Genomic DNA, 25238 nt, shown 5'->3' with positions numbered 1-25238 from the left:
GGTGACATTGGCTTTCGACCGGCGCGGCTTCAGCTCTTCAAACCCGCGACCGCCTTTGTTGCGAGTCGTTCGCGGGGAACCACGTGTCTCATGCAGAATCTCAAGGCTACTACACTACCAAGGAGGACGACGATGGCAGAGCCCCAGTTCACCGATGCGATCGCTTTGCTGAAGGTAGACCATAGAAAGGTCGAAGACCTGTTCGAGACATTCGAGAAAGCCACTTCCGCCAGCCGGAAGCGGGCCTTGGCGCAGGAAATCTGCGTCGAACTCAAAGTTCACACATTGATCGAGGAGGAGATCTTCTATCCTGCCTTCCGCGGTCTGATTGAGGATCACACGCTCGACGAAGCATATGTTGAGCATGATGGCGCGAAGGTCCTGATCAACGATATCGAGGCAGGCTCGTCTAACGACGATTTCTATGACGCCAAGGTCAAGGTTATCTCTGAAGAAATCAAACATCATGTCCATGAAGAGGAAATGCCGTCGGAGGGGATGTTTGCCCAATGTCGCAAAACCGACGTCGATTTAGTCGCACTGCGCGATAAAATGGCCGGCCGGAAGACGGAACTTCTTACCCTGGCCAAGACGTCAGGACTACCGGCGGCTAAACCGACCGCCGTCAATCTTCTCACGGCATAGTTGATTCTGTCGTACCCCGGCGGCGCTTATGCCGCCGGATTTTTGAATTCAAATTGAACGGGTGCTCCGATCGTTCAAAGAGCCATGATCGCAACCTTTCCTGTGCTGAAAGCCTGAACGCCCGCCACGATTTCAGGCTCCCTCGCTCCGATGGTTCAGAGCGTCCCGGCTTGGGCCAAAAACTATTCCGACCCTTGCCGTCATTCAAGAGCGGATTTTCAATCACCAGCAGCGGACGGGCAGCTATTCCGGTGGCTCCCGACCCAACCAAGGCGTTCATTTCTTACGAAAGGAATGTTGGGCTCAAACAGAAACCGCCGTCCGAGCCTCATGAAATTGCCAATCGGCGGTCGCCCCTTTACCAGTCAAGAAGCTGCAATGGCGGCATGTTCGATCGCGTGCATTGAGGCGGCGAAAGCGGATACCGCAGCGCCAACTTGCTCTGATCATAGGGCAGCCCATGCCCGGCATCTGGAATGATTTCGAACCGCAGCAATGGATTAAGCCGTTGCAGTTCACAGGCAGTGTCGATTGAAACGATGGCCCGGCTGGCGAGTAGTAGTAGAACAGGAACGCGGATGCCTTGAACTAGCTTCCGCAAATCTGGATTCGGCGGAGTGACTACCTCGAAGGCATTGGGGCTGGTTTGAAACCTTGCATCCACCAGATATTCGATCAATTCCGGTGCGCGAGCGCTGATGCTCAGCTGCGACATCGCTGTCGTAAACCTCACGCTGCCATTCCGGACTGATGAACGTGGGATCGACAAGCGCTTCCGCCTTGATGGCCGTTCCGAGATGACTAGCGACAACCGCAGCGGTGAGCCCCCCCATCGAGTGGCCAACGAGAATTGGAGCATTCAAGTCCAGGTGCTCAATGAGCCCAATGATCGCCGGCCAAATCGCTGTATAGGTATCCGTTTGGAGGAGAGCTGGATCCGCCATGGCCTCGAGCATCGGGCAGGATGATATCGTGGTCGGCGACTGCGCGTGCGAGGGGCAACAGACATGCTCCGCTCCCCATCAGCCCGTGAAGCGCAATGAGGGGAGGCTTGTCTCCGCCAGATCGACGATATTGGATGTTGATCGCGTAAACCCCGCAAGTGCCTGTTTACCAAGCTGAATTTTCTTCAGATTCACTCATGCAAGCAATGATGATCGACTGGCGTTCGCGGCGCAATGACCAGTTACGCCACAGCGCCCTCTGCCAACAAATTATCCAGCCGCTCAGCTTCCAAATCCGTGCTGAAAACCTGCTTTTCCATTCCGGAAACAAGCGTGTCGGCGAATTAAGAATAGTTTCGAAGGCACCCCACGCTACGCAGAAGGGTTGGTAAGGCTTATAATTGCTCGCCCATCAAGAGTTCTCAGCTATCGCCATCGACCCGGTAATGGATGGGCTTGAAACTTCCTCCGTTGGATGCAAATGCCGAGCAGGCGGTCAGCCCGATCACCAGATCCATCCTGGCGCGGAAGCGGATATGGTCGCCCGCTTTGCTGACGGGTGGCAAAACGGACAATTTGCCCGTCTCGCTATCGATCGGAACATTCATAAAGCAGTTGAAGGCGACGGGGATTCGATCGGCAGCCACCCCATAGGGTTCAAGAGTCTCAGCCAAATTACCGAAGCAACCGCGATGCACTGGCTCGTCTGGATAAAAATGGAGAAAAGTGTCGACGGAGCAGGGCGTCAGCAGGAAATCATGAACGCCGACCATATCGTCGATGATCTCCAGCATGACCCGCGATCTGTTCGAATATAAAGCATGGCCGGTGGTCAGGCGTATGGTTTCGGCATAGTCCAACGTGCGACCTGATGAAATGACTTCATCGAGATCCTGAGCGTTGAATGCCAGCAGATCGGCGACCTGCATTCCCTGCGGATCGATCACGGTCAGTATCTGCCCTTCGGTCAGGCGGAAAGCAGTGCCGCTGCGCGGCGGAATTTCATTCACCTGATCCGGCATCTTGCATACGGTCATCTATCGTCCGCCTCCGCATCGGGCTCATCCTCATCCTTCGCCCCGTGATAGGCGAATGGACATACCCAGTCTTCGCCCACCTGGCGCCCGCTATATTGGCGCGCTTCGCTCGACTCGCCATGGCGAGCGAGCATCGGATTGCGACTTCCAGCCAGGGCTTCATCACGCAGCAGAATCTTTTCGCGCATCGTCTCGTACCGCCCCGCTGCACGCAGTTGTTCGAACTGGTCGTGCAAATTGAATATGATCGTCGGCTTTTCGAACCGGCGCGCAACCCTGCTGGCATGAGGGTGCAGCCCGACCACGAAGAAGGCTTCGCCGCCGAAACTGAGCGAGAAATGCGGATTGGCAGGGTCGCTGCTCACTGCGCTATCATAGTCATGACCGCGCCACACATCTTTGTCGGAAAGAGATTGCAGCCGTGACCACAGGGCATGCTCAAAAGTCTCTTCACTCAATTCATCCGGCCCGTCGAATACCACGGCAAAGCTGCGATAAAGGCCGGGGTCTGTCCTATAGTCAGCAGCAAAGCATGACAGCGCATCATGAATGCGCACATCATCCCACGCACTGTCGATCGCCTTGCAGGCGAGGACGCAGAGCGTACCTTTAGCCAAAGCCGCCTTCGCCCCTACGCAGGGGAAGGACGGCGCTGAAACATGTCTGGCCAAGGCGGCTTCGCTCTCCGATTGAGAAGCGTGCTGCCATGGGAACATAGGGGTCATAGGAGCAGGCATGAACAGAACTACGCCAGGTGGCCGACGTCGTTCCCCCTCATTGCGCCAGGTTAAGACGATTCCCTTGAGAGCGTGGGATGATGTAAATCAAGATCAATGCGATTGTAGCGATCGGTTCTCGTCCGCGAGACGGCAATAAAGTATAATCGCCATAACCCACTGATTTGCTGCCATTGAATGGGTAAGTCGGAACATTGACGCGAACCGACTCATGAGGCACTTCCCTTACGGCAGCCGATAAAAATTGGCGCTGGAGAGGATGCCCATGAGCCGAGTTCAAGCAAATTCCGGTAAGATTTTTCACAAATTGCTTCGGGACTGTCTGTCCGAAGAAAGGCGACCCACGGTAGAAGAAGTGGAACTGATCGCAGGGGAAATCTGGAGAAGCAGTCACGGCTGCATTTCGGGCCAACCCTGGTCCGACGTGGAAAGCGGAAGCGATGCCCACCGACAAATGATCAATGCGTCCAACGCTGCATTGGGATCGCATCGCCATCAACTCGATGCATCCAATGACGGGGATCGTTCGCTCAGCGCCGTTTCTGCGGCTTAGCTATTGGCGCGGTTGAAGGGGCGTGGCTGCACCAGCGCGTCGCCCTGCTTTTCCGGGCGGATGTAGATGGAGGTAAGTTCGGGTACGGCTGCCTTCATCTCCGCCTCCATCGCCTCTATCAGGCTTTCCGCTTCGCCCATCGGCAGATCATCGGCAAAATCTGCACTGATCGCCACGAAAACCGCGTCAGGCGCCGTGTGGATGGTGCGAACATGATTGACCGCCGTCACCTGCGGCCGGGCCTCCAATATGCGCCACACGATAGCGATGATGGCCTTGTCCGCGCTCTCGCCGATCAGCAGACCCTTGGCCTCCCTTGCCAGTAGCACCGCGACGGTCGCAAGGATAAGGCCGATCGCGATGGACGCGGCACCATCGATGCGCGGATCGGCATAATGATGGCTCGCCCAAACGCCGATGCCCGCAACGAGCAGGCCCACCAGAGCTGCGCTATCCTCGAACAGCACGATAAATCCGGCAGGATCCTTGGATCGGCGGATCGACTGCCACCAGCCGCTCGCGCCCCGCGTGCCGTTGAATTCCCGGACCGCGATGGCCCAACTCGTGCCCTCCAGCACCATCGCGATCCCCAGCACCGCATAGTTGACCGTGGGATCGCGCAACGGCTCAGGACTGGCGATATGGCGCCAGCCCTCGTAGATGGAGACGCCTGCCCCGACCGCAAAGATCAGGATCGCTACGACGAACGCCCAGAAATAGAGTTCGCGCCCATAGCCGAAGGGATGCGCGGCGTCGGGCGGCCGATCCGCCTTCGCCTGCCCATAGAGCAACAACAACTGATTGCCGCTGTCGACCAGCGAATGCACGCCCTCGGTCAGCATCGACGAGGAACCGGTGATCGCCGCAGCCACGAACTTGGCGATCGCGATACCCACATTCGCCAACAGGGCACCGTAAAGGACGATATTGGCCCGAAAACCTCTGCCTGCCACCGACCGTCAGCCTGGATAGGGGCTGGATTGGAGCAGTCCAGCGAGATGCGCGGCGTTGCCTGCGACCATCTTCGCCGTCTTCGTCACCATCTCCGGCGTGTCCTTCAAATCCTTAAAGTCGACCGATCCCATCGCTTCTCCCACCCAATAGCAAACCGCGACCGCCGGAATCGTCCAGCCAACATCGTTCAAGGCCTGAAAAAGCTGAGCGGAAGAGAAATGCGCGCCGTCCTCATTCCCCACGATGGCTGCGACGGCGACCTTGCCATAGCTGAGCATCCTGCCCTCATCGTCGGTTTCGGACAAAAAGGCGTCCATCCGTTCCAGCACGCGCTTGGCCACGCTGCTGATCTGGCCCATCCAGATGGGACCGCCGAAAATCACTATGTCGTGATCCAGTATCTTCGCCCGCAGCGCCGGCCAGTCGTCACCCTCGCCCTCGTCGGAAGTGACGCCGGGTCTGATGTCCAGCGCTGCCACCCGCACCGTCTCGGTAAGGGTCACTTGCCTTTCGGCAAATGCCTGCTGCAACACCGCGATCATCGCATCGGTCGATGAAGCGTCGCCCGCGTCGGGCTTGAGCGTGCAATTAAGAGCCAGAGCCTTGAGCAGCATCGCATATCTCCGGTTAACATGGATCGGTATGATTGCGGTGAACGCTTTGGCGACCCGTCTGTTCTCCTGTCACGAGGAGAAAGTGATGAGCGACACCCAGAAGATGATCCATGAGGACGCCCTGCCCGGCCATGAAAGCAGGCTGGAACCCAAGCCCGAGTGGCAACCGCGCTACCCCGGATCGGGGCGTCTGGCGGGCAAGGTCGCCATCATCACCGGCGCGGACAGCGGCATCGGTCGGGCCGTCGCGGCGCTCTATGCGCGAGAGGGAGCCGACGTCGCGATCGTCTATCTGCTGGAGGATGACGACGCTGCAGAAACGAAACGCATCGTCGAGGCAGAGGGGCAGCGCGCCATCACCATCCGCACCGACATTGGCGAGAAAGCCCATTGCGATGCGGTGGTCGCCCAAACGCTGGAGGCCTTCGGGCGGATCGATATCCTCGTCAACAATGCGGGCGAGCAGCATCCCGACAAGGACATCACCAACATCAGCGAGGACCAGCTTCGCCGCACCTTCCAGACCAATATCTTCGCCATGTTCTTCCTGACGCAGGCGGCGCGGCCGCATCTGAAGGCCGGGGCCACCATCATCAACTGCACCAGCGTCACCATGTATCAGGGGAGCAGCGAACTGCTCGACTATAGTTCGACCAAGGGCGCGATCACGGCCTTCACCCGATCACTATCGGAAAATCTGGTTGGCGAGGGCATTCGCGTCAATGCTGTCGCGCCCGGCCCGATCTGGACGCCGCTCAATCCCTGCGGCGGCGCCAGTCCTGAAAAGCTGGAGCATTTTGGCGAAGGCACGCCGATGGGTAGGCCCGGCCAGCCCAATGAGGTTGCGCCGTCCTTCCTGTTCCTGGCCTGTGACGACGCCAGCTACATGTCGGGACAGGTGCTGCATCCCAATGGCGGGACGATCGTGAACGGCTGAGGCTGTACGCAAGTTCAGCGCAATCAGGAAAGGGACGCCATGCCATCGATCCACCAATCACCACATGACTGAGTGAAGGGCAGGAGGTTGACCATGCAACAGCAGTATCCGTCATCACCCTTGGCATCGATGATCTCGCGCGATCGAAACGCTTCTACATGCAAGGCTTCGGATGGACGCCGGTGTTCGAGAATGAGGAGATCGCCTTCTATCAGATGAACGGTTTCGTGTTCGGGACATGGCTGAGGAGCAAGCTGGCCGAAGATATGGCACTCGATAATCTACAGCGCCCCGGCAGCTTCGCGCTGCCGCATAATGTCGGCTCGCCGGATGAGGCCGATGCCGCGATCGCGGAGCTGCTTGCCGCCGGGGGCAAGCTGCTCCGAAAGGCCGATGCGCCGCCCCATGGCGGCTATCGCGGCTATGTTGCCGATCCCGATGGCAATGCCTGGGAGATCGCGCACAATCCCGCCTGGCAGATCGACGACAAAGGCTTTGTGACTTTTGGGGTTTAGAACATTTTCCAGGGGTCGGCATGGCCGAGACCTTGATAAGGTGGCCTACGATCAGAAATTGATCCCTTTGAAGCCCAAGGCGTTATCCCCGAACGGCAAGGGGAATGAAGATAATGGCGCGAGCATCATGAGGCGGCTACCAATCCTGTTGTGCATCGCGCTATCGGCCTGCAACGCCCTGCCGCGTGATCCTGCGGACACATCGGCACGGATCGAATCGACCAGATATTTTACGGTCGGCTCGGTCGATCCATCCGCGCGGGATGCGCAGGAAACAGCCCGACTTCTGCGCCAGATCGAACAGCGAACAGGCGCCCGGCCGCTCTGGACCGAAGGTTCGGGCGAAACCTTATTGGGGCAGCTTGATGCCGGTACGCTCGACCTCGCCATAGGCCGCTTCGCCAAAACCAGCCCCTGGCAGGCCGAAGTGGCGTTCGGCCCCGCTTTATCGGTATCCGGCAAGGAGGGTGAGCGGATCGAATTGAAAACAGCCATGCGGAACGGTGAGAACCGCTGGATCATGACCGTGGAGCGCGCCAGCCGCGCCATATCGACGGAGGCGCGCGCCCAATGAGCGAAACCAGCCTGCCGGACGAGCTGTCCGAACCGTTGGAAAAAGCCATCCGGCTCGAATATTGGAACATTTTCTGGACGCTCACGGTGATCGTCGTCATGGGACTGGTGCTGGGCCAGAGCCAGACGATGAAGACAGCATGGATCGAGGACACGCTGGGCCTCGTGCCGCCTGTCATGTTCCTGATCGCCGCGCATCTGGAGCGCAGCGCCAGCCGTTCGCATCGCTTCCCCTTTGCGTTCGAGCGGGTCAATGGGCTGGGGTTCTTCGTCGCTGCTGTCGCACTGACGGCGGTCGGCGCTATACTGCTCTATAATGCGCTGGTCGCGCTGGCGAGCGCCGAACATGCGACGGTAGGGTCGATCGTCATCTTGGGTCAGGATATCTGGCTCGGCTGGCTCATGGTTGCGGCGCAGCTTTATTCGGTGATCCCGCCCTTCTTCATCGGCCGCAAGCAACTGCCTCTTGCGGAGGAACTGAACGACAAGCTGCTGCATACCGACGCGCTGATGAACAAGGCGAACTGGCTGACCGGCGCGGCCGGCCTTGCTGGCGTCATCGGTCTGGGGCTTGGCTGGTGGTGGGCCGATGCGCTGGCGGCGGCAATCATATCTGTCGATGTCATCAACGATGGGTTCAAGGCGTTGCGGTCATCCACAGCGGAACTGGTCGATGGCTTTCCACGCGCCCTCTCCAGCGCGGCGCTGTCGGATGACGCTGAGCAGGTGCGGCAAAAACTGCTGGCGGAGTTTCCGGGCGCGGCCATACGCTTGCGCGAAACCGGCCGGTTGATCCGGGCGGAGGTGCATGACACCCATGCTCCGCAGTCATGTCGGCATCCCCGCCAATATTGGCCAGGCCACAAGGAGCGCGCCTGGCGCCTCGCACAGGTCAGCTTCATCCCGCCGGTAAAGGCGCGCGACGAAGGGGCTTAGACGCAGCTAGTACAGGAAATGCCAGCCCAAGATTCCACAGGCCCCGCTGATCGTGCATCCAAAGGATTGGGAAAAATTCATCGGATCCCACTTCCGCATCGCAATCCGTCGTCGCGCGTTATGATGTGCATGGCTGGCAGCTTCTCTCTGATTCCTCATTTCATCGCTCTGTCGATCGCCTACGGGCTGGCCGTGCCGATCGGCTGGAACCGGGAGGTAGAAGAACGAAGCGCCGGGATAAGAACCTTTCCCCTGGTCGCCGTTGCCAGTTGCGGCTTCGTCCAGGCCGTCGAAACCACGATGGCTCATGATCCAGCGGCCATTGCCCGCGTTCTCGAGGGTGTGATCGCAGGCATCGGCTTTTTGGGCGGTGGCGCCATATTGCAGGGCAAGAATACGGTTAAAGGGACCGCGACCGCAGCCAGCCTCTGGGTCACTGGTGCCATCGGCGTTGCGGTAGGTCTCGGCAGTTACGACGTTGCGGTCGTCCTTACCATTTTCACGCTGCTAACGTTCTGGATACTGGCGCCGCTTAAACCCCAATCCAAGGAAGGCGGCGATGGTAGCGCCAAAGATTGATGCAGCAAGATCGTCACCAGCGCCGCTGCCCGAAAATCCCTAATTTGGCACACTTCGGTCATCGACCTTACAAGACACTCAGCCGCCTACTTATCATCTCCAGCTACGGTCAGTCCGGTTTTCTGCGTCACCCTCCGAGACATGGCACAGTGCAGTCGCGCCACGGGAGTTAATTATACGGTTCTTGTCTCGAGGTCCCCGGCGCGGCAGAACCGTGTCACGATGATCGAGTTTCACGCCCCAACCGCTGACGCCCCGCAATTGGCGCTATCACCCCTCCATCGAGCGGCCCTGCTCACATTGCGTCATCTCGCCGAAATCGGTCCGATCGGCCTCACGCCCAACAGGGCGATAAAGCGCTACTTCGTCACCTGGGCCGCCGCAGCCTTCAATTGGCCGGGCTACACCGCCGAAGAACTTTACGCGATCAATAAGGTCCTAAACGAACATGACTTCCCGCCACTGGCCATTCTGCATGATTTGCTGCTGGCCGCCAAGCTCGCCCGCCACCGAAAAGGCTTCGTACACATAACCAAGATAGGCAAGGATCTATTGGAGCATCCGGGGAGCCTATGGATTACGCTGGCCCAGCATCTGCTCCTTTCCATCGGTCACGATGACATGCTGGAAATCGAATGGGTTTCGGTCCTCAACGCCGTGAACGTGGAAGCCCATTCAGGTGTGACTGACAAGCAATTCTGCGCTAGGCTGACGGGCAGCGATGATAAGGACTATCATATAAAATCACTTGTCTATGCGCATGTCCTTCGGCCCCTTAGCTGGCTCGGCCTATTGCATGAGACCCGGCCAAGCCGGACTGAGCGTTTTTTCACGAAGACAGCACTCTGGCCCCTAACGTTGACGTTCGATGACGGCTCGCAGTTATCGTCAGTCACGAAACATTAATTGGGTGAACTGCGGCGCCGGTAGCGACCCCTTGTTGCCGTTCGGACGCTATACTCCGATGCCCAGTTGCGGTCCGTCCGGTATTCCAGCAGGTCGCGACCCGATACCGCCATTCAGCCTAGCACGGAGAATGGCAGTTGATGGCAAAAGCAGTCCCGGCATGTCGGTCACCCGGGTGATTGTCGCGCCATCTCGATCAGGGCCCTGAAAGCAGCTGAAGCATTTCGCCGGCTAGGATAATAGAGGCACAAGGGTGCGAGCGGCGGCGTCCAGTCTTCCAAGACACGGACCAGGCGTCCCGCCTGGATGTCGTCCCGGACGTCGGCTTCCATGAAATAACCGATGCCGACATGATCGAGCACGGCGATGCGCGACAGGCTCGCCTCGTCCAGGGTTATGGGGCCGGAAACATCGATTAAAACAGGCTGGCCGTTCTTCTCGAAGTGCCAGCGATGCAGCGCGCCGTTTGGCAACCGGATGCGCAAGCAGGAGTGGTGAAGCAGGTCCGGGGGTGTGCGTGGTTTGTCGTTGGCCTTGAAATATGCAGGCGACGCCACGACGGCAAAACTGCGCGGAGGTCCGACTGGAATGACGATCATGTCGGTCGGCACCAGGTTTGCGGTTCGTAATCCGAGGTCAAACCCCTCAGCGACGATGTCGACAATCCGGCCCTCGGTGACGAGATCGATGTGAACCTTGGGATAACGTCGCAGGAACTTCAGCAAAAGTGGGCCGAGTATCTCCCGTGCGCCTGTGGCGAAAGCATTGATCCGCAGAGTTCCGGAGGGTGTTTCCTGCTGTGACCGAGCGGCTCCCATCGCTTCGTGGAGGGTGCTCACAGCGGGCCCAACCTGCTCGACGAAATTTCGTCCAGCATCGGTGAGGGACACGCTGCGAGTCGTGCGATTGAACAGTCGGACGCCAAGCTGCCCTTCCAACTTGCCGACGGCATTGCTTAGCGCAGTGGTGGAAAGCCCCAGTTCCAGCGCTGCCGCGCGGAACGATGCCCGCCGCGCTATCGCAAGCACAGCGTCAAATCCGATCAAACCGTGTTTCGACATTGTCCCGCCTTTCGCAACGCCACATGCCGGTTTAGCCCGATTATCACAATCATTGTGTGGCGCTAAATTCTCCTCGTCACCGCAAGGAGCGTAGCAATGCCGATCGAACTACCTAAACCCATCGCCGACTATGTCGCGGCCAACGCACGGCTCGATGCAGACGCCATGCTCAAGCCGTTTGCTGCTGACGCGGCTTTCCTGGATAATGGGAAGCGCTTTGAGGGCCACGACCAGATCCGGACCCTGTTCGAGGAAGAGGTCATCGCCGTGAAAGCCATCTTCACGCCGGATGCTATCCGCCGCGAAGACGGTCTGGTCGTCGTCGAAGGCCCCGCCCATGGCGACTTTCCCGGTAGTCCCATCCGCTTCACCTACTGCTTCGCGATCGAAGCCGATGCGATCAAGGCAGTGGAGGTCACGGCATGACGATCAAGGCTGATCGGACCGAGTTCGCAGGAAAGCGCGTACTCGTCAGCGGCGGCACCAAAGGTGCGGGCCGCGCCACGGTAGACCGGTTTCTGGCCGGAGGCGCGCGCGTTATCACCGCCGCGCGCGGAACGCCGGAGCCCATCGACGGAGTGGAGTTCGTCCAGGCCGACCTCGCGACCCCGGAAGGCAGCAAGGCGCTGGCGGATGCTGCTCTCGAACGCTTGGGCGGCATTGACATTCTCGCGCATGTCATCGGCGGTTCGTCCACGCCGGGCGGCGGCTTCGTTGCCTTGACCGATGAACACTGGCTTGCGGAATTGAGCCTCAACCTTCTGGCGACCGTCCGCCTCGATCGCCTGCTGGTGCCCAAGATGATCGAACAAGGCGCCGGCGCCGTGGTGCATGTCACGTCCATCCAGTCCGTGCTGCCATTGCCGGAATCGACGACAGCTTATGCCGCCGCCAAGGCCGCGCTCAGGACCTACAGCAAATCGCTCTCCAAGGAGCTTGGTCCCAAGGGTGTGCGGGTCAACGTGGTCTCCCCTGGCTGGATCATGACTGAGTCGACGGGCCGCTTCTTGGAGCGCCTGCAGGACACGAATGGCGGCACAATCGAGGATGCGAGGCAGTCAGTCCTTGAGGCTCTCGGCGGCATTCCAATCGGCCGCGGGGCGGAGCCTTCCGAAGTCGCCGACCTTATCGCCTATTTGGCTTCGGATCGTGCAGGGGCGATCCACGGCGCTGAATTTGTCATAGATGGCGGTACGGTCAGCACCGTGTGAGCTTGGGTCGGCATCCTCATAATGGCGGTCGTGGGGCGCCGATTTCTGCCGTCGCGAGGATGCGAGCCGGAGGAGTGAGGCTGTGGCCTCTTGGATGGAATGGGCGCCTCATGCTAAGGGAGAACGTGAGCGTGCCCTCTCCCCGCCTATCCGGCGGCAGGCGACCCGTTCAAGACGCTCAGTGCCAGAGTCCGGCTACCCAGGTGCAGACCTTCCGCTTTTTCCGGAAGCTCGCGACCCAGACCCGGCCGTTTTCGAGCAAGTCAACGAACGACCATCCCGACAGGGGCTGCCGTTCGCGTTCCTGGAAGCTGCCGGTCGTCAGGCGCCCTTTTGTTGCCGTTGACGGCCGGAACCGCGTTGCCCGTAGGCGATCGTAGAGCAGCGCATCGCCTATAGCCGCTGAGCCGCGTAGGTTTCGCCCCATTGTTTCATTGCTTCGAGGACGGGCGCAAGCGTCCTGCCTCTTTCCGTCAGGGAGTATTCAACTCGAGGAGGCACCTCCGCAAACACTTCGCGACGGATGACGCCATGGTCTTCCAACTGCCGCAGTTGGAGCGTGAGGGAGCGTTGCGTCACCCCGCCGATTAGGCGGCGCAGTTCACCAAACCGCTTGGTACCGCCGAGCAGATAGTGAAGGATCAGCGGCTTCCATTTGCCGCCGGCAACTTCGACGGTGACGGCGACGGCACAGCGAGCCGGTTTAAAATCTGATGTCATGATGCCATTAGTATACTTCTTATCCCTATATATCAAATGTGTGCCTTCTTGCAAACTCGCCTCCATGTGCAGATTTGTAGTTCCGCCAGCCCGTTCCGTCGCGAGCTGGGACAGCAGGAGTTGATCATGCGTGCCATTTACTACGACCGCCAAGGGGCCGCCGCCGATGTCCTGATCCTCGGCGACCTCCCCACGCCCATGCCCAACGCGGGAGAAGTTCTTGTTCGCGTGCACATATCGGGCATCAATCCGACCGACGTAAAGGTGCGAACCGGCTTTTCGTCCGCGATGCCCTATGAGCGCATCATTCCGCACCAAGACGGTGCCGGGGTGATCGAAGCCGTAGGCCCAGATGTCCCCGCGACGCGGGTCGGCGAGCGCGTATGGATCTTCGAAGCGCAGTCCGGTCGTGCGGAGGGAACGGCGGCCGACTATGTCGTCGTACCGTCTGCCAATGCGGTGCCGCTGCCAGCCAACACGTCGTTCGAGATCGGGGCGTCCCTCGGCATCCCTGCGCTGACGGCTCACCGCTGCCTCTTTGCCGATGGAGACCTCAAAGGTCGGCGCGTACTCGTCCACGGTGGCGCAGGCGTGGTGGGATCGGCCGCGATCCATCTCGCCAAATGGGCGGGGGCATGGGTCGCCACAACGGTCCTCGATCCACAGCACGAGGCCATCGCGCGCGACGCAGGCGCTGATTTGGTCCTCAACCTGCGCAGCGTCGATGTCGTGGCCGGAATACAAGAAGCGACGGCAGGCGCAGGCGTCGATCGCATCGTCGACGTTAATCTCGTCGCGAACCTCGACCTCGACTTGGCCTGTCTGGCGAACGGTGGGGTCATCAGTTCGTATGCGATGCGGGACGCGACGGATGAAAGCTCGATCCCGCTGCTGCGCGCGATGATCACCGGCGCCGTTTTTAGGTTCGTATACATCTACACGGTACCGATGTCGGCTAAACACGCTGCCATCCTCGACATCACCGCCGGCCTCGAGGTAGGAGCCTACAAGCCGTTGATTGGCTTGATAGAACCCCTGCACCGAACGTCCGATGCGCATATCGCTCTCGAACAGGGGGCAGTGACCGGCAAGGCGCTTGTTCGGGTGGTGGACTAATGAGACGGCGAGACAGCTTCCGCCGATCCTTACCGGTCAGCGGTCATTCGGGTAACCACCCAGCTTGCGCTTAGGCGATAGGAAGACACATCGGCTCACAAACGACTGGATCTAGCGATAGCGGCCGTCCAGCGAAGCCTCCCGGGATGACGCCTTTGTCCAATGCCTTGCCCATCACAACCGACCCTTTGTTACCGTTCAGGGGCCAATTTTCGATCTCCAAGTCCGGAAGGGCAGCTATTCCTACGGCCGTCGACCAGCTTACGCCCTTCCGATCGGGCTACGTGGATCTGGGTGCAAGCCGGAACCGGTCATTTCCAAGTTCGACGGTTGGTGGGGAAGCACGGGATAATGCCAGACATTTTGTCAGCAGTTCGTGGATCTCGCGAGCTGCCATTCGCGACAACGACATGCCGGTGAGAACGCTCTACACTTTCTGGATGGCTACCAAATGCCGCTGACGAGGAGAGGAAGGCCGAGATCAGTCGATGGGAAAGGCCTGATCTGCCTTTCTCCCGATGTGTCCAGGTGTAGTTTCAACGCTGTGGGAAAACGGACAGATCGAATGACGCAACCTGTGCATCTAAGCTTTTGCCGAACGAAGCATAGTCAAAGGGCTTTCGAGAGACTCTGGAGAGCAGCGGAATAATAGTCTGTCGGCATCGCAGGCGTAGTTGCGCGGTCCAGGCTTCGATCGACGACAGCCATCCCCCCGGCTGAAAGGGGATATTCGGCGAGTTGCCCGGACTGCACGTCAATCCAGGCGGGGATCGTCTTTCCCAGCCGCGCATATTGGCGCCAGAAAGAAATGACGGGATCGGCCAACGTCCTGCGGCCGCCGGCCATGGCATAAAGCGGCACGCGGACGGCGTCGAAGCCGAAGCGTGGCGGCTTGCCGGCGGCGGGCGCCAGCGCCGCGTCGGCGGTCACGTCCACCCAGTCGGTTGGCAGGCGATTTGGTCCGAACCGGGCGTCCAGAAGCAGCTTTTCGCTGTCGGTCACCAATGGTCCCCACACGCCGCGCCCATCCAGAGAGAGGAATTTGTCGAAGGCCGGCCAAACCAGATAGGATGGGTTCACCGTCACCTTATTCGGTGTCGAAAAGCCGTCCAGCCCAGGCAAAAGCAGCCGCCTGCCAAAACGCTCTGTCACCAGATGCGTCAATATGGCAGCCCTTATCTCCTCCGATCGCGAGGTAAACAAAGGTTCCTTCCACTGTTCTCCCGCCCGGGCCAACGCCCAGGCGATGAATATGTCGCCATCGGTGGCATTGTTTCTGTCGGCCACCTTGTCAGTCTGGCGCGGGTCGTATCGCCACGCGTAGAGGGCCAAATCCGGCCGGGCCAGCGTCTTTTCCGTCCATTCGAACATGCTGGTGAAGGCCGTCTTGTCGTCAGCCATCTGAGCAAGCCACAAACCATAGCCCTGTCCTTCGCTATGGCTGACATTGTTGTTGCCGGTGTCGACGATCCGACCGGACGGGTCCAGAAATCTTGCCTTGAACTGAGCCCACAGCGCCTTGGCGGCCGGACTGCTGCTCCGGCCGCTCCGGCTCCTCGGACTGCCAGCGCGGGCGCATGATCCCGTCATCACCGCTAACGCGCCCAATGCAAAACTGCGGCGGTCAATGACCATGCCAGAGGTCCAGCGTCCCGCCATTGAAATCGACCGTTCGCGTCATCAGCGTCGCACCGCTTCCCAGCGCACGGAACCATGCGTCATAGACGCCCTCGAGCACGCTGCTGACGATCTCGCGCCAGTGGCCGTCGACGTCCCCGTCCAGTGCATGGGGCAGCCCCTCATGCCGGATGGCAATGCCCTGATCTTCCATATGCAGGTCGACATGGCCCCAATCGAGCGCCGCCCACAGCATGTTGGCGCGGGTGGCGAGCAGCGCCAGATCGGTGGCTTCGTCCATCGGCTGAGCCGCGGCGAGCCTGCCCCCGACCGCCATATAAAAGCCGCGCGCCTGTGCAGGAGAGGCGCTCGCCCAGATTTCAGCGGCGGTCATCGCACTGAGAAGGGCAAGCCCCTTGGGATCGGCGGCAACGGGTCCGGCCGCCATGAAGCGGTGCGTGGTTTCGTTCATCGCCCGGCTCCCAGCGACTGGCGAATGCCGATCAGCGAGCGGAATTCGTCGTACGTGCCGAATGTGTTCATGCCCATCTGTCCTCCAACCCGTGTCGAGGGGCTAACGCGGTAATAGATGGCTCCGTCAGCGGAAAGGGCGAAGCCGGTCTTGCTAAGGCCATCATATCTCGAACGCACATCGCTATCCTGTAGCTTCAAATCGTTAAGAAGCCCCTGCGCGGCGTCACTGGTCGGATAGAGATTGGCGGCGTCCTGATCGAAGCTCTGGTAGCCGGGCGCAAAATTACCCCGCACTTCCCAGCGACTGCTGTCATAGGTGTAGCGCAACGGGAAGGCCACGCTGAGGAAGCTTTGCGGGCTGAAATAGCCGCCATGTCCGAATGTGAAGAAGTTCTGGTTGTTGGCAAAGTCCTGATAATTGACGTTGATGCCGCCAGTCACGGTGGAGCCATTGCCTTGATAGACCCTCATATAGCCGCCCGCGTTCAGCTGGATGCCATAGTTGTTCCGGACATTCTCGCCGCGATACCGGTGGTAGGTGGCATCACCGTAGAAGCCGGTGCCGTTCCGATCATAGCTGAACGACATGCCGCCGCCGGTCTTCATCACCTGGCCCCAACGTTCGCCCAGCCCATAGGCGCCGCCAGTGGCATAGTCGACCGGGGACAGGCCCGTCACCGGGTCGCGCGCCGCATTGGCGATCTGCGCCATGGCCGCGCCGACAGCGGCATCGCTGGCCGGATTGCTGGCACCGGCATAGGATATGATGCTGTCCTTGACAGGCTGGCGCTCGAACCAGATCTTGCCCGACGCTACGGAGGAGAATTGCGGCGTCACCGCCGCATGCCAGGTCGCCCGCGTAGTGCCGAAGCCGAGCGGCGTGGTGCCCGCCTCCAGCTGCAACAGCGGACTCTTGTAGGATGCCGACAACGCCACGCCGGACGCATGCTGCGTCCCGACCGGGATGTTCGCCTGGTCCACCTCTCCGACGATGGCGGCAGCCTCCGGCAGGCCATTGCCGCCGAAGCGCGCTTGCCCGGACTGGCTGGGCGCACCGGCATCGAGCACCACCGCTTCCGCCTTGGCCGATAGACGGCCATTGCCGATGCTGGTGGAAATGGCGGCTGAGCCGGTCAGTTCCTTGAGCTCGCTCAAGCCCGGTTCCCCGGACCGCTCGCGATAGCCGGTTTCCACCTCGGCGCGCGGACCGCTGTCCCTGGACAGGGAGCGGATGTCGGATTCGAGGCGTGCCAGCACGGGATCGCCGATGCCGCTGCCGCCCTGGGGCGTTTCGAAGGATGAGGAGGAAGTGAAAGCGGCGGAGGCGAGCGCGTTGCCCGCGAACCCCGGCGTCCCAGCGGCGAAGCTGCTCTGCTGCGGGACCACAGTCTGAGCAGGCCCGCCATAGCCCGATCCATAGCTGGCGGGCGAAGGAAGCCGCGCGCGCCCGCTGAGCGCGAAGGGGTTGATAGGGGCTGGGGCAGGCGCGACAGCCTGCGAACGAAACGGATTTTCGCCCATCGCCGCCGTGCCGAAGGGATTGGCCGCGGTCAGCGTTGGCGCGATGCCTGCCTGCCTTGCATAGATTTCGCGCGCTCGCTTCAGATAGCGGATGGCCGCCCCTTCGTTGCCGCGCGCCTGCTCCATCCGGGCAGCGGCCAGATAGACCTCATGATCGTTCGGCCACTGCTGGGCTGCCTGGTCGATGGCCTGACGGGCGAGCGTGGTGTCTCCCGCCGCGCCTGCTGTTTCAATCAGGCCCAGCGTGGCGTCGCGATCCTTGGGCGATTGCGCCAGGATCAGTTGATAGCTCTGCGCCGCACGCGCAGGCATGCCGCCGGACTGATAGAGCCGGGCGAGCGCGGACAGAACCTCTCGGTTGCCGGGCGCGGCATTCCAGGCCGATTGGAGCAGGTCGAACGCTGGCGCATATTGCTGCGCCAGGCGCAGCCGGTCCGCCTGCGCCGCCGCCATGCCGCCGCTGATCCGTGCCAGAGACCGCTGGCCATCGGCCGATCCGCCTGTCATCTGGTTGGCCCGCTGAAGCGCGGCTGCGGCGAGGTCGTCGCGGCCGGTCTTGGCCAACACGCGGACGACGGGCTCATAGCCTTCCACATCGCTGATGTCGCCCGCCAGTGCCTGCTGCGCCAGCCCGGCCGCCCCGTCGAGGTCACCCAGATCATAAAGCGCGTCGGCGATCGCCGCCTGCTTGGCAGCGGTCATACCGGGCGTGCCGCTCAGCTGCTGCAATGCCGCGCGCGCCTCCGCCTGACGCCCCATTGCGCCGATCTCGCGGGCGCGGCGGATCGCCTGATCGGTCTTGAGGCCCAGCGCGAAGTTCCGCATCTGCGTCGTGCGCTGCGCATCGGGAATCCGGCTGATCAGCTCATCGGCGGCGGCGGGGCGGGCAAGCTCATTGTTGATGAGCGCGGCCGCATAGAGAGCGTCGGCACTGGAGGAGGCAGAAAGCGAGCGGACAAGAGAGTCGGCATCGGATGTCCGGCCGCGATCGATCATGAAGCGCGCGTATTCGTAGCGAATCCAGGGATCGCTCTGATCGAGCAACAGGCCCGACTGGAATTCCTGCTCAGCGGTCACCGGATCGCCCTGCGCCACGGCGGCCAACGCGCGGCCGCGCGCGGCCCGACTCTTCAGGCGAGCTTCCGACTGGCTGTCGCTAGCCCCTTGGTTCGACGCTTGGCGGAACATGTCTGCGGCGTCTGCATAACGGCCCTGCCGTTCATAAATGTTCGCCAGCAGTTCGAGCGCGGGCTGGCGATCGGTATAGCCTGATCGGACCAGACCCTCCGCTTTTGCCTGCGCCTCGGCAAGACGGCCTGCCGACAATGCCACTTGTGCGTCGGCAAGGTCGCCATAGAAGCGGGCGCTGGCCAGCGCTTCCGCCCACTGCGCCGCCGAGCCCGTTCGCGATGCCCGCTCCAGCAGGTCGCGCGCCTCACTGAAGCGGCTCTGGCGCAGTCTTACGATTCCAAGGCCGCCCCGTGCACCGGCATCGGCACGATTGCGCGACAGCGCGCGCTCGAACAGAGTGGAAGCCTCGGCCAGATCGCTCCGTTCCAGTGCGCGGAAACCGGCAGCCCGCGCGTCCCCGCCGGTGTCGCTGCGCGTCCGGGGCGCAGGCGCGGTCGGCTGGGTCGTCTGGCCAGTGGTGCGAGCCTGACGTGCTGGCGCAGGCGCAGCGGCAGGCTTTGCAACGGCAGGGGCAGGCGCTGGAGTCCGCGAGCCGCCGCCGTTCAGGCCGCGCCGCGCCTCTCCATTGGACGGGTCGAGCACCAATGCACGGCGAAAGGCCTGGTTGGCCAGATCCTGCCGCCCCTTGCCCTGCCAGTAGCGACCCTGCTGGATCAGGGCGGCGACGCCCGGCACCTCTGCCTGGACGATGCACGGGATGGCGGTCGATCCGACCAGGGCCGCGATCAGCAACTTACGCATCATAATGGTCCTGCTCATGCTTCGTCCGCCGCTGCGAGGCGGCGCTTGGCCTGCCGGTTAAGGTAAAGATAGGCGGGGCCCGCCAGGAACAGCGCCAGAAGCAGGCCGCTCGCCGCCATCAGGATGGGGCGCTGGCTGAACCAGTAGGCGATCCGCATCCAGACCGGCAGCGATCCCACCCAATAGGTCGGGCCGACCGCGAAGCTGGTCATGCCTTCGCCGTCCGTCACCGCCAGGTCGCCCTGTATCTGCGCATTGATCTTGGTATCGGCCATGCCGTTCACCAGTTGGGGCAGGGCATTCGGGTCGTTTGCCAGCAGGGCCACCACGCTGCGGCCACTGTCGAAGGGTGAACGGAAGCCTACGATGCCGGAAAAGCCGGTGGTGTTGTAGATGGTCTGTTCCGCCTCCTCCAGCGAAGATCGTTCGCCCAGGGCGAATATGCTCTGGATATTCTGCAGCGCCGACCGTTCGGCCACATGCAATGCCCCGTCATAGAAGCGTACGGGCGCGGAGCCGAACAGCTGCTCTGAACTGGCGACGCTGCTGGAGCCCAGAACCAATATGTCCTTGCCCTCCATCGCCGATGGCTCGATCGTGCTGGCGACGGTTACATGTGTGGCTGGAAGGCCTGTGGAGTCTGCAAAGCGGCCCATCAGCGCCAGAAACGCTTCGATCGCTCCCAACGAGGGATCGCGGCCCATGACGATGACCGTCTCGGCCAGGTCAGGGCGGATGGTGAAGGGATAGCCTGCGCCTGCGAAGGTGGCGAGATCGGGCATCTGCAGCGCGTGATAGGCATGGCTAAAGTCGATCGTGCTGGTCGGGCTGATGCTGACCCGAACATTGTCCGGCAGCGTGCCCTCGCACTTCTTCTTGTTGGCCAGGATCAGATTATAGTCGAAGACCAGCTCGTTCTGACCGAACAGATTATAGCGCGGCAGGACCACCGATGCGCGGCTGTCCTGGGATACGGCGCCCTTGCCGGCGACGATCTGATCCCACCAGTCGCCGCCTGCGACCGGCAGGGTGCGCAGATATTGGTTGTTGATCGACACGTCGAGCCGGGAACCGCGCTTGTCCAGCCAGTCGGCCGTGGGATAGCGATAGCGCAGGTCCAGCCGGCCCCCCTGGCGCGGCCAGAAGAAAAGGTCGGGCGTGATGCGGAACCGGGTGCTGAGCGGACCGGGCGGAAGGCCCAGGCCTTGAAGCGCATAGGCGTTGGTCAACTCGCCCAGGCGCACCGCACGATCGGTGCTGATCCAGCGCGGCGCCGAATAGCGCGGGTAGGTCGGAATGCGCACATTGTCGAAGGACATCTGCGCTCCACCAAAGACGCCCCGGCCGCTGGCGATGCCTGCTGCGGCGAGTTTCAGTTCCTGCACATTGCGGCCCATGACGACCAGCAATTCGCCAAAATTGTCGCGCGGATTGCGGACCACCGCCACCGAGGGCCCGCGCGCCTGCATTGTTAGGCCCGCGACCGAGCGATTGCCCAGCAGGAAAACGACGCCATTTCCTTGCGGCAGCTGGTTCAGGAGCGGCTTGAAGGAAAAGCCCCGATAGCTGGCCATGCCGCCGAACCAGGACGCGACGCTGGCCGCCGCCTCCAGTTCGCCATTGCCGGGACGCCCGGCAAAGACGAAGGGCAAGCGCAAAGGCAGATTGTCATGACGGTCGAAGAAGGGGCCGGGAAGGCGAGCGAGGTCGGGCGCCATCGGCAACGACTGAACGGTCAGGTCGAACCAGGACCGAACATTGCTGACATTGGCCCAGAGCGAGCTGTGAAACGGATCCTCGCAATCGCGGGTATAATGGCCCAACAGGCGCAGGTTCAGACGGTTGTCGCCCGGCAGGAACAGCGCGGGGTTGACCGGTATCTTGACGATCTGGCCCGCTGCGTCGCCGGGATGCAAAGGCAGGGTGCCCACGACCTCGCCGTTCAGCAACACGACTAACTGACTGAGGTCGCCCAGCATGGCGGGCGACCACGCCAGGTTCAGCGTCAGGCTGGCGTTGGTGACCACGTCGTTGCGGCGCATGCCAAAGGGGATACCGATTTCGCCCCGTGTGCCCTGAAGCCGGATGGGCGAGTGGATCTGGAGATCGCGGAAGTTCAGCCGCTGCTGGCGCGCGCCAGCGGCCGAAGCTGGCGTTGCGGCGATCCTTGCTACCCCAGGGGTTTGCGCCCGGGATGGCTGTTGCATGGCGAACAGCGCGCCAGCAGCCAACAGCAGGCCAGCGGCCGCCTTGGTGGCTGGGGCGCCGGGCAGCTTTGCCTGTTCGCGCTTCAGCGTGCGCCGTTCCGTGCGGTTCAGGCGGAACAGGCGCTTGAGCGTAGTGAAATCAACCACAATGATATCCCACAAGGATCGCAGACCCGATACCGGGCGCGGAGAGGCAACGGGCTGCCAGGCGTCGGCACGGCCCAATATGGCGCGGACGAGATGGCGCGAGAGAGTCACGTCGAGCGGCTGGAAGCTCAGGAACGCCCGAGTTCGATCGCTGCGGATATTGTCGACCGGCAGCGTCAGCTTCTCGTCGCCCATGGGCAGCGAGATGTGCGTCACCATCCGGTCGCGCAGAGACACGTCGAGCGGCAGGAGGATCGCGGCGCCGCCCATGGAAAGGTCGGTGGTCATCGCGTCGAACACATGCCCGTCCTGAAGATAGATGGTGACGGGCACCTGCGTTTCGATGCGGATATGTTCGCGCGCCTGCCGTGTTTCGCGCGCGACGGATACGGCCGCGAGCAGGATGATGAGGCTGAAGCCCGCCCACAGGGTGTTCAATATCAATGTGTCGAACTGAATGTTGAACAGATGTGGGAAGAATAGCCACTTCACGAAGCCCAGCATCACCCCCAACAGCATCAGCGCGATGCAAATCAGGTGCGGCTTCACCGTGCCAAGGTCGAAATAGGTGCGGTCCAGCAGGCTGCCCTTGTCGGTGACGTTGAACTTGCCCTTGCGGGGGTTGAACAGCGTCAGGATCGTTGCGGGGACTAGGTGAAAGGCCAGGATCGTCTCGTATATCTCGCCCCAAAAGGGTCGGCGTTCGCCGCCCTGCGATCGAGCGCCCGACACCATCGAGCAATAGAGGTGGGGTGCGGCATAGGCGAAGATCAGCGATGCCGAGGCATGGATGATGTTCTGGCCGAAGATGAGATATGCAAGCGGGCTGGTGAGGAACACGATCCTGGGCAGCGGAAACTGGAAATGCAGCATCGCGTTCAGGTAGCAAAGGCGTTGCTGCCATTTCAGGCCCGGCCCCAGCAGCGGGTTGTCGATCCGCATGATCTGCGTCATGCCGCGCGCCCAGCGGATGCGCTGGCCGATGTGCAGCACCAGCCGCTCGGTGGCGAGTCCTGCGGACAGGCGCGCGCTGATATAGGCGGTGTTCCACCCCATGCGCTGGAGCTTCAACGCGGTATGCGCGTCCTCCGTCACCGTCTCGCCGGCAAAACCGTTGGTCTGCGTCAGCGCTTCGCGCCGGATGATGGCGCAGGAGCCGCAGAAAAAGGCGGCGTTCCACAGGTCATTGCCGCCCTGCACATTGCCGTAGAACAGGTCGCCCTCGCCCGGCAGATCGTCCACCGTGCGCAGGTTGCGCTGGGCAGGGTCGGGCGAATAGAAATGGTGCGGCGTCTGCATCAGCGCCAGCTTTGCATCCTTCTGGAACCAGCCGACGGTCATCTGCAGGAAGGCACGCGTGGGCACATGGTCGCAGTCGAAGATCGCGATCAGTTCGCCGCGCGTCTTGTTCATCGCCGCGTTCAGATTGCCCGCCTTGGCATGAAGATTGTCCGCGCGGGTCAGATATCCGCAGCCCACCTGCCGGGCGAAGGCGCGAAATTCGGGGCGACGGCCATCGTCGAGGATGAAAACGCGAAAGCGGTCGGCGGGGTAATCCATGTCCAGCGCCGCGAACACGGTATTGCGCACGATCGACAGGCTTTCATTGTAGGTGGGAATGAAAACGTCGACGACGGGCCAATGCTCAGGCTCGCCCGCAATCTCAACCACGGGCCGGTTAAGCGGCCAGCTGGTTTGCAGAAAGCCCAGCAATAGAATGACCCAGGCATAGATTTCCGCAAGATAAAGGCCACTCCCCAGCAGGAATTCCGGCAAGGTGCCGAATTCCAGCGTCTGGGTGGTGCGCCAGAACATATAGCGGGTCGAAACCAGCAGCGACAGGATGCCCAGCGTCAACGTCGCCTTTCGCGTGGGAGAGCGGCCCAGCACGATGGCGCCCACGATGGTTATGCCCGTGAACAGCCATTGCGCATCGAGATCGAGCGGAACGCCGACCACAAGCAGGGTCAGGGGCGCCACGCACAGCAAAGCCAGCCATTTTGCAGGCTGTGAAGACAGGAACTTCATGAGAGTTGATCGGCCTCCGTCACCAGCCCCGCACGCTGCTCGACCGCACGCGCGACCTCACGGATGTCAGCCAGAGCCGCGCTGGCCGCTGCATATTTGTTGATCGGCTCGAACATGGCGGCGGCCTCGTTGACCGCCTCATCACGCCGAATGGTGCCGATCAGTCGTTCGCCCAGCAGTTCCCGCAAGAATATGTGGGCGTGGCGGGAAAAGCGGTGCGTGTCGTCAAGCTGGTTGAGGATGAAGGCCGTCTTGGTCAACTCGATCGCCGGGGTTCCTGCCTGCACCTTTGTCAGAGCGGCCAGCGACACCGGATGCGGCAACAGCGCGCAGAGATGCAGTTGCGCGAAGGGCAGCAACAGGTCTTTTGTTTCACGATCACCGGCGGCTACGTCGGCGATATAGATCTTCCGTTCGGCGAAGGGTGATCGACCGGCCCGCAGCGCCTCGATGAAATCGCTCTCGCGGCTAAGGGCGTAACCGGAAAACAGCTCGACGCCAGCCACCGCGAGCGGCGAGGAGCCGGACCCGCGGAACTCGACCAGCGACTGTGTCGGGAGCAGGCCGAAATAGAGCTTGAGCGCATCCTGATAGGTGAAGTCCAGAGCGACGACTTCATGCCCCTGCTGGGCCAGATGCATGGCAAGGTGCGCGGCGATGAAGCTGGTGCCGGTTCCCCCCTTGGCCGAGTGACAGAGGATCAGCGGCATCAGTCGCGCCCCTCATGCGAGCCTTTTGAAAGGCGTTGCAGATAGGACCGCAATTCCCCGGCCTCCTGACTGGCGGAAGAGGGGCGGGCGCCGTCGCCATAGCCGTCGAACAAGCCGCCCGTGGACGCAGGCTCCGGCGGCCGTGCCGGGCTAGCCTTGCTGGAAGGCAGAATGTCCTCGACATGCCGCGCGGCCAGCGCGGACAGCGGCTTGCCGACCACGCGCTTGTCCGTCAGCAGCGCCTCGAAGATTGGCCATAGCTCCATATCGGCGAAATTGTCGGTGAACTCCCGATAACGGAAATCCCTCCTTCCCAGCCGGGCCAGGAGGTTGGCAGCATCTGCTCGCATCAAATTCCCCTTTTGCATTGCAGCATGCTATATATGTCGATGGTTAAAAAGCCGTTTGCGATCAGCTGCATCGCTATAAGGGAAAAATTTTGCTTAGCCTTTATTTCGATGGCGGTCCTGTTCCGCGATGACAAGGATCATTCGACAGCGGAGCCGCACCCAATGGATTATGTTTCTGCTTCGGTCGGCCATCGACCCAGACTGTGTGAAAACG

General features: G+C 61.5%; 25 protein-coding genes. 11 read left to right on the top strand and 14 right to left on the bottom strand.

Features of this window, described 5'->3' with window-relative positions; translation table 11 throughout:
- The first annotated feature begins 132 nt into the window (after positions 1–132).
- Positions 133–645 (top strand): hemerythrin domain-containing protein, encoded by a 513-nt coding sequence (locus A7Q26_RS01230; RefSeq protein ID WP_066855432.1) that lies wholly within the window; start codon positions 133–135, stop codon positions 643–645.
- Between the two features lie 515 nt (positions 646–1160).
- Here A7Q26_RS01230 and A7Q26_RS26285 read toward each other — a convergent pair.
- From A7Q26_RS26285 to A7Q26_RS01210, 6 genes are all read right to left on the bottom strand, one after another.
- A complete protein-coding gene (locus tag A7Q26_RS26285) occupies positions 1161–1589 on the bottom strand; it encodes an alpha/beta fold hydrolase (RefSeq protein ID WP_443018147.1) in 429 nt (142 codons plus the stop codon).
- Positions 1519–1686 carry an alpha/beta fold hydrolase gene (locus A7Q26_RS26280; protein ID WP_443018148.1) on the bottom strand — a complete coding sequence of 56 codons (168 nt, stop codon included), beginning with the start codon at positions 1684–1686 and terminating at the stop codon, positions 1519–1521. Before A7Q26_RS26280 ends, A7Q26_RS26285 begins: the two co-directional genes overlap by 71 nt.
- Positions 1687–2011: 325 nt before the next feature.
- Complete coding sequence (locus A7Q26_RS01225) at positions 2012–2626, bottom strand: DUF1989 domain-containing protein (protein ID WP_232313631.1); 615 nt, start codon at positions 2624–2626, stop codon at positions 2012–2014.
- Positions 2623–3363: a guanitoxin biosynthesis heme-dependent pre-guanitoxin N-hydroxylase GntA gene (gene gntA, locus A7Q26_RS01220; RefSeq protein WP_066855429.1), complete on the bottom strand. Its 741-nt coding sequence runs from the start codon at positions 3361–3363 to the stop codon at positions 2623–2625. Before gntA ends, A7Q26_RS01225 begins: the two co-directional genes overlap by 4 nt.
- A 549-nt stretch (positions 3364–3912) precedes the next feature.
- Positions 3913–4869, bottom strand: coding sequence for a cation diffusion facilitator family transporter (locus tag A7Q26_RS01215; RefSeq protein WP_066855427.1), 957 nt, complete (start codon positions 4867–4869; stop codon positions 3913–3915).
- A gap of 6 nt (positions 4870–4875) precedes the next feature.
- On the bottom strand, positions 4876–5484 hold the full coding sequence (locus A7Q26_RS01210) for a flavodoxin family protein (RefSeq protein ID WP_066855424.1): 609 nt from the start codon (positions 5482–5484) through the stop codon (positions 4876–4878).
- Between the two features lie 85 nt (positions 5485–5569).
- On the opposite strand from A7Q26_RS01210, the gene A7Q26_RS01205 reads away from it, so the two are divergent.
- From A7Q26_RS01205 to A7Q26_RS01180, 6 genes are all read left to right on the top strand, one after another.
- A complete protein-coding gene (locus tag A7Q26_RS01205) occupies positions 5570–6421 on the top strand; it encodes a glucose 1-dehydrogenase (RefSeq protein WP_066855421.1) in 852 nt (283 codons plus the stop codon).
- A gap of 68 nt (positions 6422–6489) precedes the next feature.
- Positions 6490–6936 carry a VOC family protein gene (locus tag A7Q26_RS01200; protein WP_066855418.1) on the top strand — a complete coding sequence of 149 codons (447 nt, stop codon included), beginning with the start codon at positions 6490–6492 and terminating at the stop codon, positions 6934–6936.
- Between the two features lie 127 nt (positions 6937–7063).
- Positions 7064–7510 (top strand): hypothetical protein, encoded by a 447-nt coding sequence (locus A7Q26_RS01195; protein ID WP_066856197.1) that lies wholly within the window; start codon positions 7064–7066, stop codon positions 7508–7510.
- Positions 7507–8445 carry a cation transporter gene (locus A7Q26_RS01190; protein ID WP_066855415.1) on the top strand — a complete coding sequence of 313 codons (939 nt, stop codon included), beginning with the start codon at positions 7507–7509 and terminating at the stop codon, positions 8443–8445. Before A7Q26_RS01195 ends, A7Q26_RS01190 begins: the two co-directional genes overlap by 4 nt.
- Positions 8446–8574: 129 nt before the next feature.
- Complete coding sequence (locus A7Q26_RS01185; RefSeq protein ID WP_232313629.1) at positions 8575–9024, top strand: MgtC/SapB family protein; 450 nt, start codon at positions 8575–8577, stop codon at positions 9022–9024.
- A gap of 222 nt (positions 9025–9246) precedes the next feature.
- Positions 9247–9930: a hypothetical protein gene (locus tag A7Q26_RS01180; protein ID WP_066855409.1), complete on the top strand. Its 684-nt coding sequence runs from the start codon at positions 9247–9249 to the stop codon at positions 9928–9930.
- A 167-nt stretch (positions 9931–10097) separates the two neighbouring features.
- Here A7Q26_RS01180 and A7Q26_RS01175 read toward each other — a convergent pair whose 3' ends face one another.
- Positions 10098–10991 (bottom strand): LysR family transcriptional regulator, encoded by an 894-nt coding sequence (locus A7Q26_RS01175; protein ID WP_066855406.1) that lies wholly within the window; start codon positions 10989–10991, stop codon positions 10098–10100.
- A 96-nt stretch (positions 10992–11087) separates the two neighbouring features.
- Between A7Q26_RS01175 and A7Q26_RS01170 the strand changes: the two genes are divergently transcribed.
- Entirely contained in the window at positions 11088–11417 is a 330-nt protein-coding gene (locus A7Q26_RS01170) for a nuclear transport factor 2 family protein (protein WP_054436074.1), read from the top strand.
- Positions 11414–12202 (top strand): SDR family oxidoreductase, encoded by a 789-nt coding sequence (locus A7Q26_RS01165; protein ID WP_066855403.1) that lies wholly within the window; start codon positions 11414–11416, stop codon positions 12200–12202. The genes A7Q26_RS01170 and A7Q26_RS01165 overlap by 4 nt, the downstream gene beginning before the upstream one ends.
- Before the next feature lie 393 nt (positions 12203–12595).
- On the opposite strand, the gene A7Q26_RS01160 is transcribed toward A7Q26_RS01165, so the two are convergent.
- Positions 12596–12976, bottom strand: coding sequence for a winged helix-turn-helix transcriptional regulator (locus tag A7Q26_RS01160; protein ID WP_269747213.1), 381 nt, complete (start codon positions 12974–12976; stop codon positions 12596–12598).
- Positions 12977–13048: 72 nt separating this feature from the next.
- On the opposite strand from A7Q26_RS01160, the gene A7Q26_RS01155 reads away from it, so the two are divergent.
- Positions 13049–14038 carry an NADPH:quinone reductase gene (locus A7Q26_RS01155; RefSeq protein ID WP_066856191.1) on the top strand — a complete coding sequence of 330 codons (990 nt, stop codon included), beginning with the start codon at positions 13049–13051 and terminating at the stop codon, positions 14036–14038.
- A gap of 609 nt (positions 14039–14647) precedes the next feature.
- Here the strand turns inward: A7Q26_RS01155 and A7Q26_RS01150 are convergent.
- The 6 genes from A7Q26_RS01150 to A7Q26_RS01125 are packed head-to-tail and all read right to left on the bottom strand — an operon-like array spanning position 14648 to position 25024.
- Positions 14648–15673 carry a glycosyl hydrolase family 8 gene (locus tag A7Q26_RS01150; RefSeq protein ID WP_066855400.1) on the bottom strand — a complete coding sequence of 342 codons (1026 nt, stop codon included), beginning with the start codon at positions 15671–15673 and terminating at the stop codon, positions 14648–14650.
- Positions 15663–16127 (bottom strand): cellulose biosynthesis protein BcsD, encoded by a 465-nt coding sequence (gene bcsD, locus A7Q26_RS01145; RefSeq protein WP_066855397.1) that lies wholly within the window; start codon positions 16125–16127, stop codon positions 15663–15665. Before bcsD ends, A7Q26_RS01150 begins: the two co-directional genes overlap by 11 nt.
- Positions 16124–19600 carry a cellulose biosynthesis protein BcsC gene (locus A7Q26_RS01140; RefSeq protein WP_066855395.1) on the bottom strand — a complete coding sequence of 1159 codons (3477 nt, stop codon included), beginning with the start codon at positions 19598–19600 and terminating at the stop codon, positions 16124–16126. Before A7Q26_RS01140 ends, bcsD begins: the two co-directional genes overlap by 4 nt.
- A complete protein-coding gene (gene bcsA, locus A7Q26_RS01135; protein ID WP_066855392.1) occupies positions 19597–23964 on the bottom strand; it encodes a UDP-forming cellulose synthase catalytic subunit in 4368 nt (1455 codons plus the stop codon). The genes A7Q26_RS01140 and bcsA overlap by 4 nt, the downstream gene beginning before the upstream one ends.
- Complete coding sequence (locus A7Q26_RS01130) at positions 23961–24674, bottom strand: ParA family protein (protein WP_066855388.1); 714 nt, start codon at positions 24672–24674, stop codon at positions 23961–23963. Before A7Q26_RS01130 ends, bcsA begins: the two co-directional genes overlap by 4 nt.
- A complete protein-coding gene (locus tag A7Q26_RS01125) occupies positions 24674–25024 on the bottom strand; it encodes a hypothetical protein (RefSeq protein ID WP_066856189.1) in 351 nt (116 codons plus the stop codon). The genes A7Q26_RS01130 and A7Q26_RS01125 overlap by 1 nt, the downstream gene beginning before the upstream one ends.
- 33 nt (positions 25025–25057) lie before the next feature.
- On the opposite strand from A7Q26_RS01125, the gene A7Q26_RS25780 reads away from it, so the two are divergent.
- On the top strand, positions 25058–25238 hold a 181-nt coding region (locus A7Q26_RS25780; protein WP_232313627.1), incomplete at its 3' end, for a hypothetical protein.

The organism is Sphingobium sp. TCM1 (assembly GCF_001650725.1).
Lineage (GTDB): Bacteria > Pseudomonadota > Alphaproteobacteria > Sphingomonadales > Sphingomonadaceae > Sphingobium.
The sequence above is the reverse complement of the archived record's forward strand: the minus strand, read 5'-3'. Positions and strand labels throughout refer to the sequence as shown.

Coding starts and splice junctions, on each gene's coding strand:
- A7Q26_RS01180 (WP_066855409.1), top strand. CDS start 9,247: ATGATCGAGTTTCACGCCCCAACCGCTGACGCCCCGCAATTGGCGCTA.
- A7Q26_RS01195 (WP_066856197.1), top strand. CDS start 7,064: ATGAGGCGGCTACCAATCCTGTTGTGCATCGCGCTATCGGCCTGCAAC.
- A7Q26_RS01210 (WP_066855424.1), bottom strand. CDS start 5,484: ATGCTGCTCAAGGCTCTGGCTCTTAATTGCACGCTCAAGCCCGACGCG.
- A7Q26_RS01190 (WP_066855415.1), top strand. CDS start 7,507: ATGAGCGAAACCAGCCTGCCGGACGAGCTGTCCGAACCGTTGGAAAAA.
- A7Q26_RS01205 (WP_066855421.1), top strand. CDS start 5,570: ATGAGCGACACCCAGAAGATGATCCATGAGGACGCCCTGCCCGGCCAT.
- A7Q26_RS01140 (WP_066855395.1), bottom strand. CDS start 19,600: ATGAGCAGGACCATTATGATGCGTAAGTTGCTGATCGCGGCCCTGGTC.
- bcsA (WP_066855392.1), bottom strand. CDS start 23,964: ATGAAGTTCCTGTCTTCACAGCCTGCAAAATGGCTGGCTTTGCTGTGC.
- A7Q26_RS01185 (WP_232313629.1), top strand. CDS start 8,575: ATGGCTGGCAGCTTCTCTCTGATTCCTCATTTCATCGCTCTGTCGATC.
- bcsD (WP_066855397.1), bottom strand. CDS start 16,127: ATGAACGAAACCACGCACCGCTTCATGGCGGCCGGACCCGTTGCCGCC.
- A7Q26_RS01225 (WP_232313631.1), bottom strand. CDS start 2,626: ATGACCGTATGCAAGATGCCGGATCAGGTGAATGAAATTCCGCCGCGC.
- A7Q26_RS01165 (WP_066855403.1), top strand. CDS start 11,414: ATGACGATCAAGGCTGATCGGACCGAGTTCGCAGGAAAGCGCGTACTC.
- A7Q26_RS01150 (WP_066855400.1), bottom strand. CDS start 15,673: ATGGTCATTGACCGCCGCAGTTTTGCATTGGGCGCGTTAGCGGTGATG.
- A7Q26_RS01175 (WP_066855406.1), bottom strand. CDS start 10,991: ATGTCGAAACACGGTTTGATCGGATTTGACGCTGTGCTTGCGATAGCG.
- gntA (WP_066855429.1), bottom strand. CDS start 3,363: ATGCCTGCTCCTATGACCCCTATGTTCCCATGGCAGCACGCTTCTCAA.
- A7Q26_RS01125 (WP_066856189.1), bottom strand. CDS start 25,024: ATGCGAGCAGATGCTGCCAACCTCCTGGCCCGGCTGGGAAGGAGGGAT.
- A7Q26_RS01130 (WP_066855388.1), bottom strand. CDS start 24,674: ATGCCGCTGATCCTCTGTCACTCGGCCAAGGGGGGAACCGGCACCAGC.
- A7Q26_RS26285 (WP_443018147.1), bottom strand. CDS start 1,589: ATGGCGGATCCAGCTCTCCTCCAAACGGATACCTATACAGCGATTTGG.
- A7Q26_RS01170 (WP_054436074.1), top strand. CDS start 11,088: ATGCCGATCGAACTACCTAAACCCATCGCCGACTATGTCGCGGCCAAC.
- A7Q26_RS01230 (WP_066855432.1), top strand. CDS start 133: ATGGCAGAGCCCCAGTTCACCGATGCGATCGCTTTGCTGAAGGTAGAC.
- A7Q26_RS01155 (WP_066856191.1), top strand. CDS start 13,049: ATGCGTGCCATTTACTACGACCGCCAAGGGGCCGCCGCCGATGTCCTG.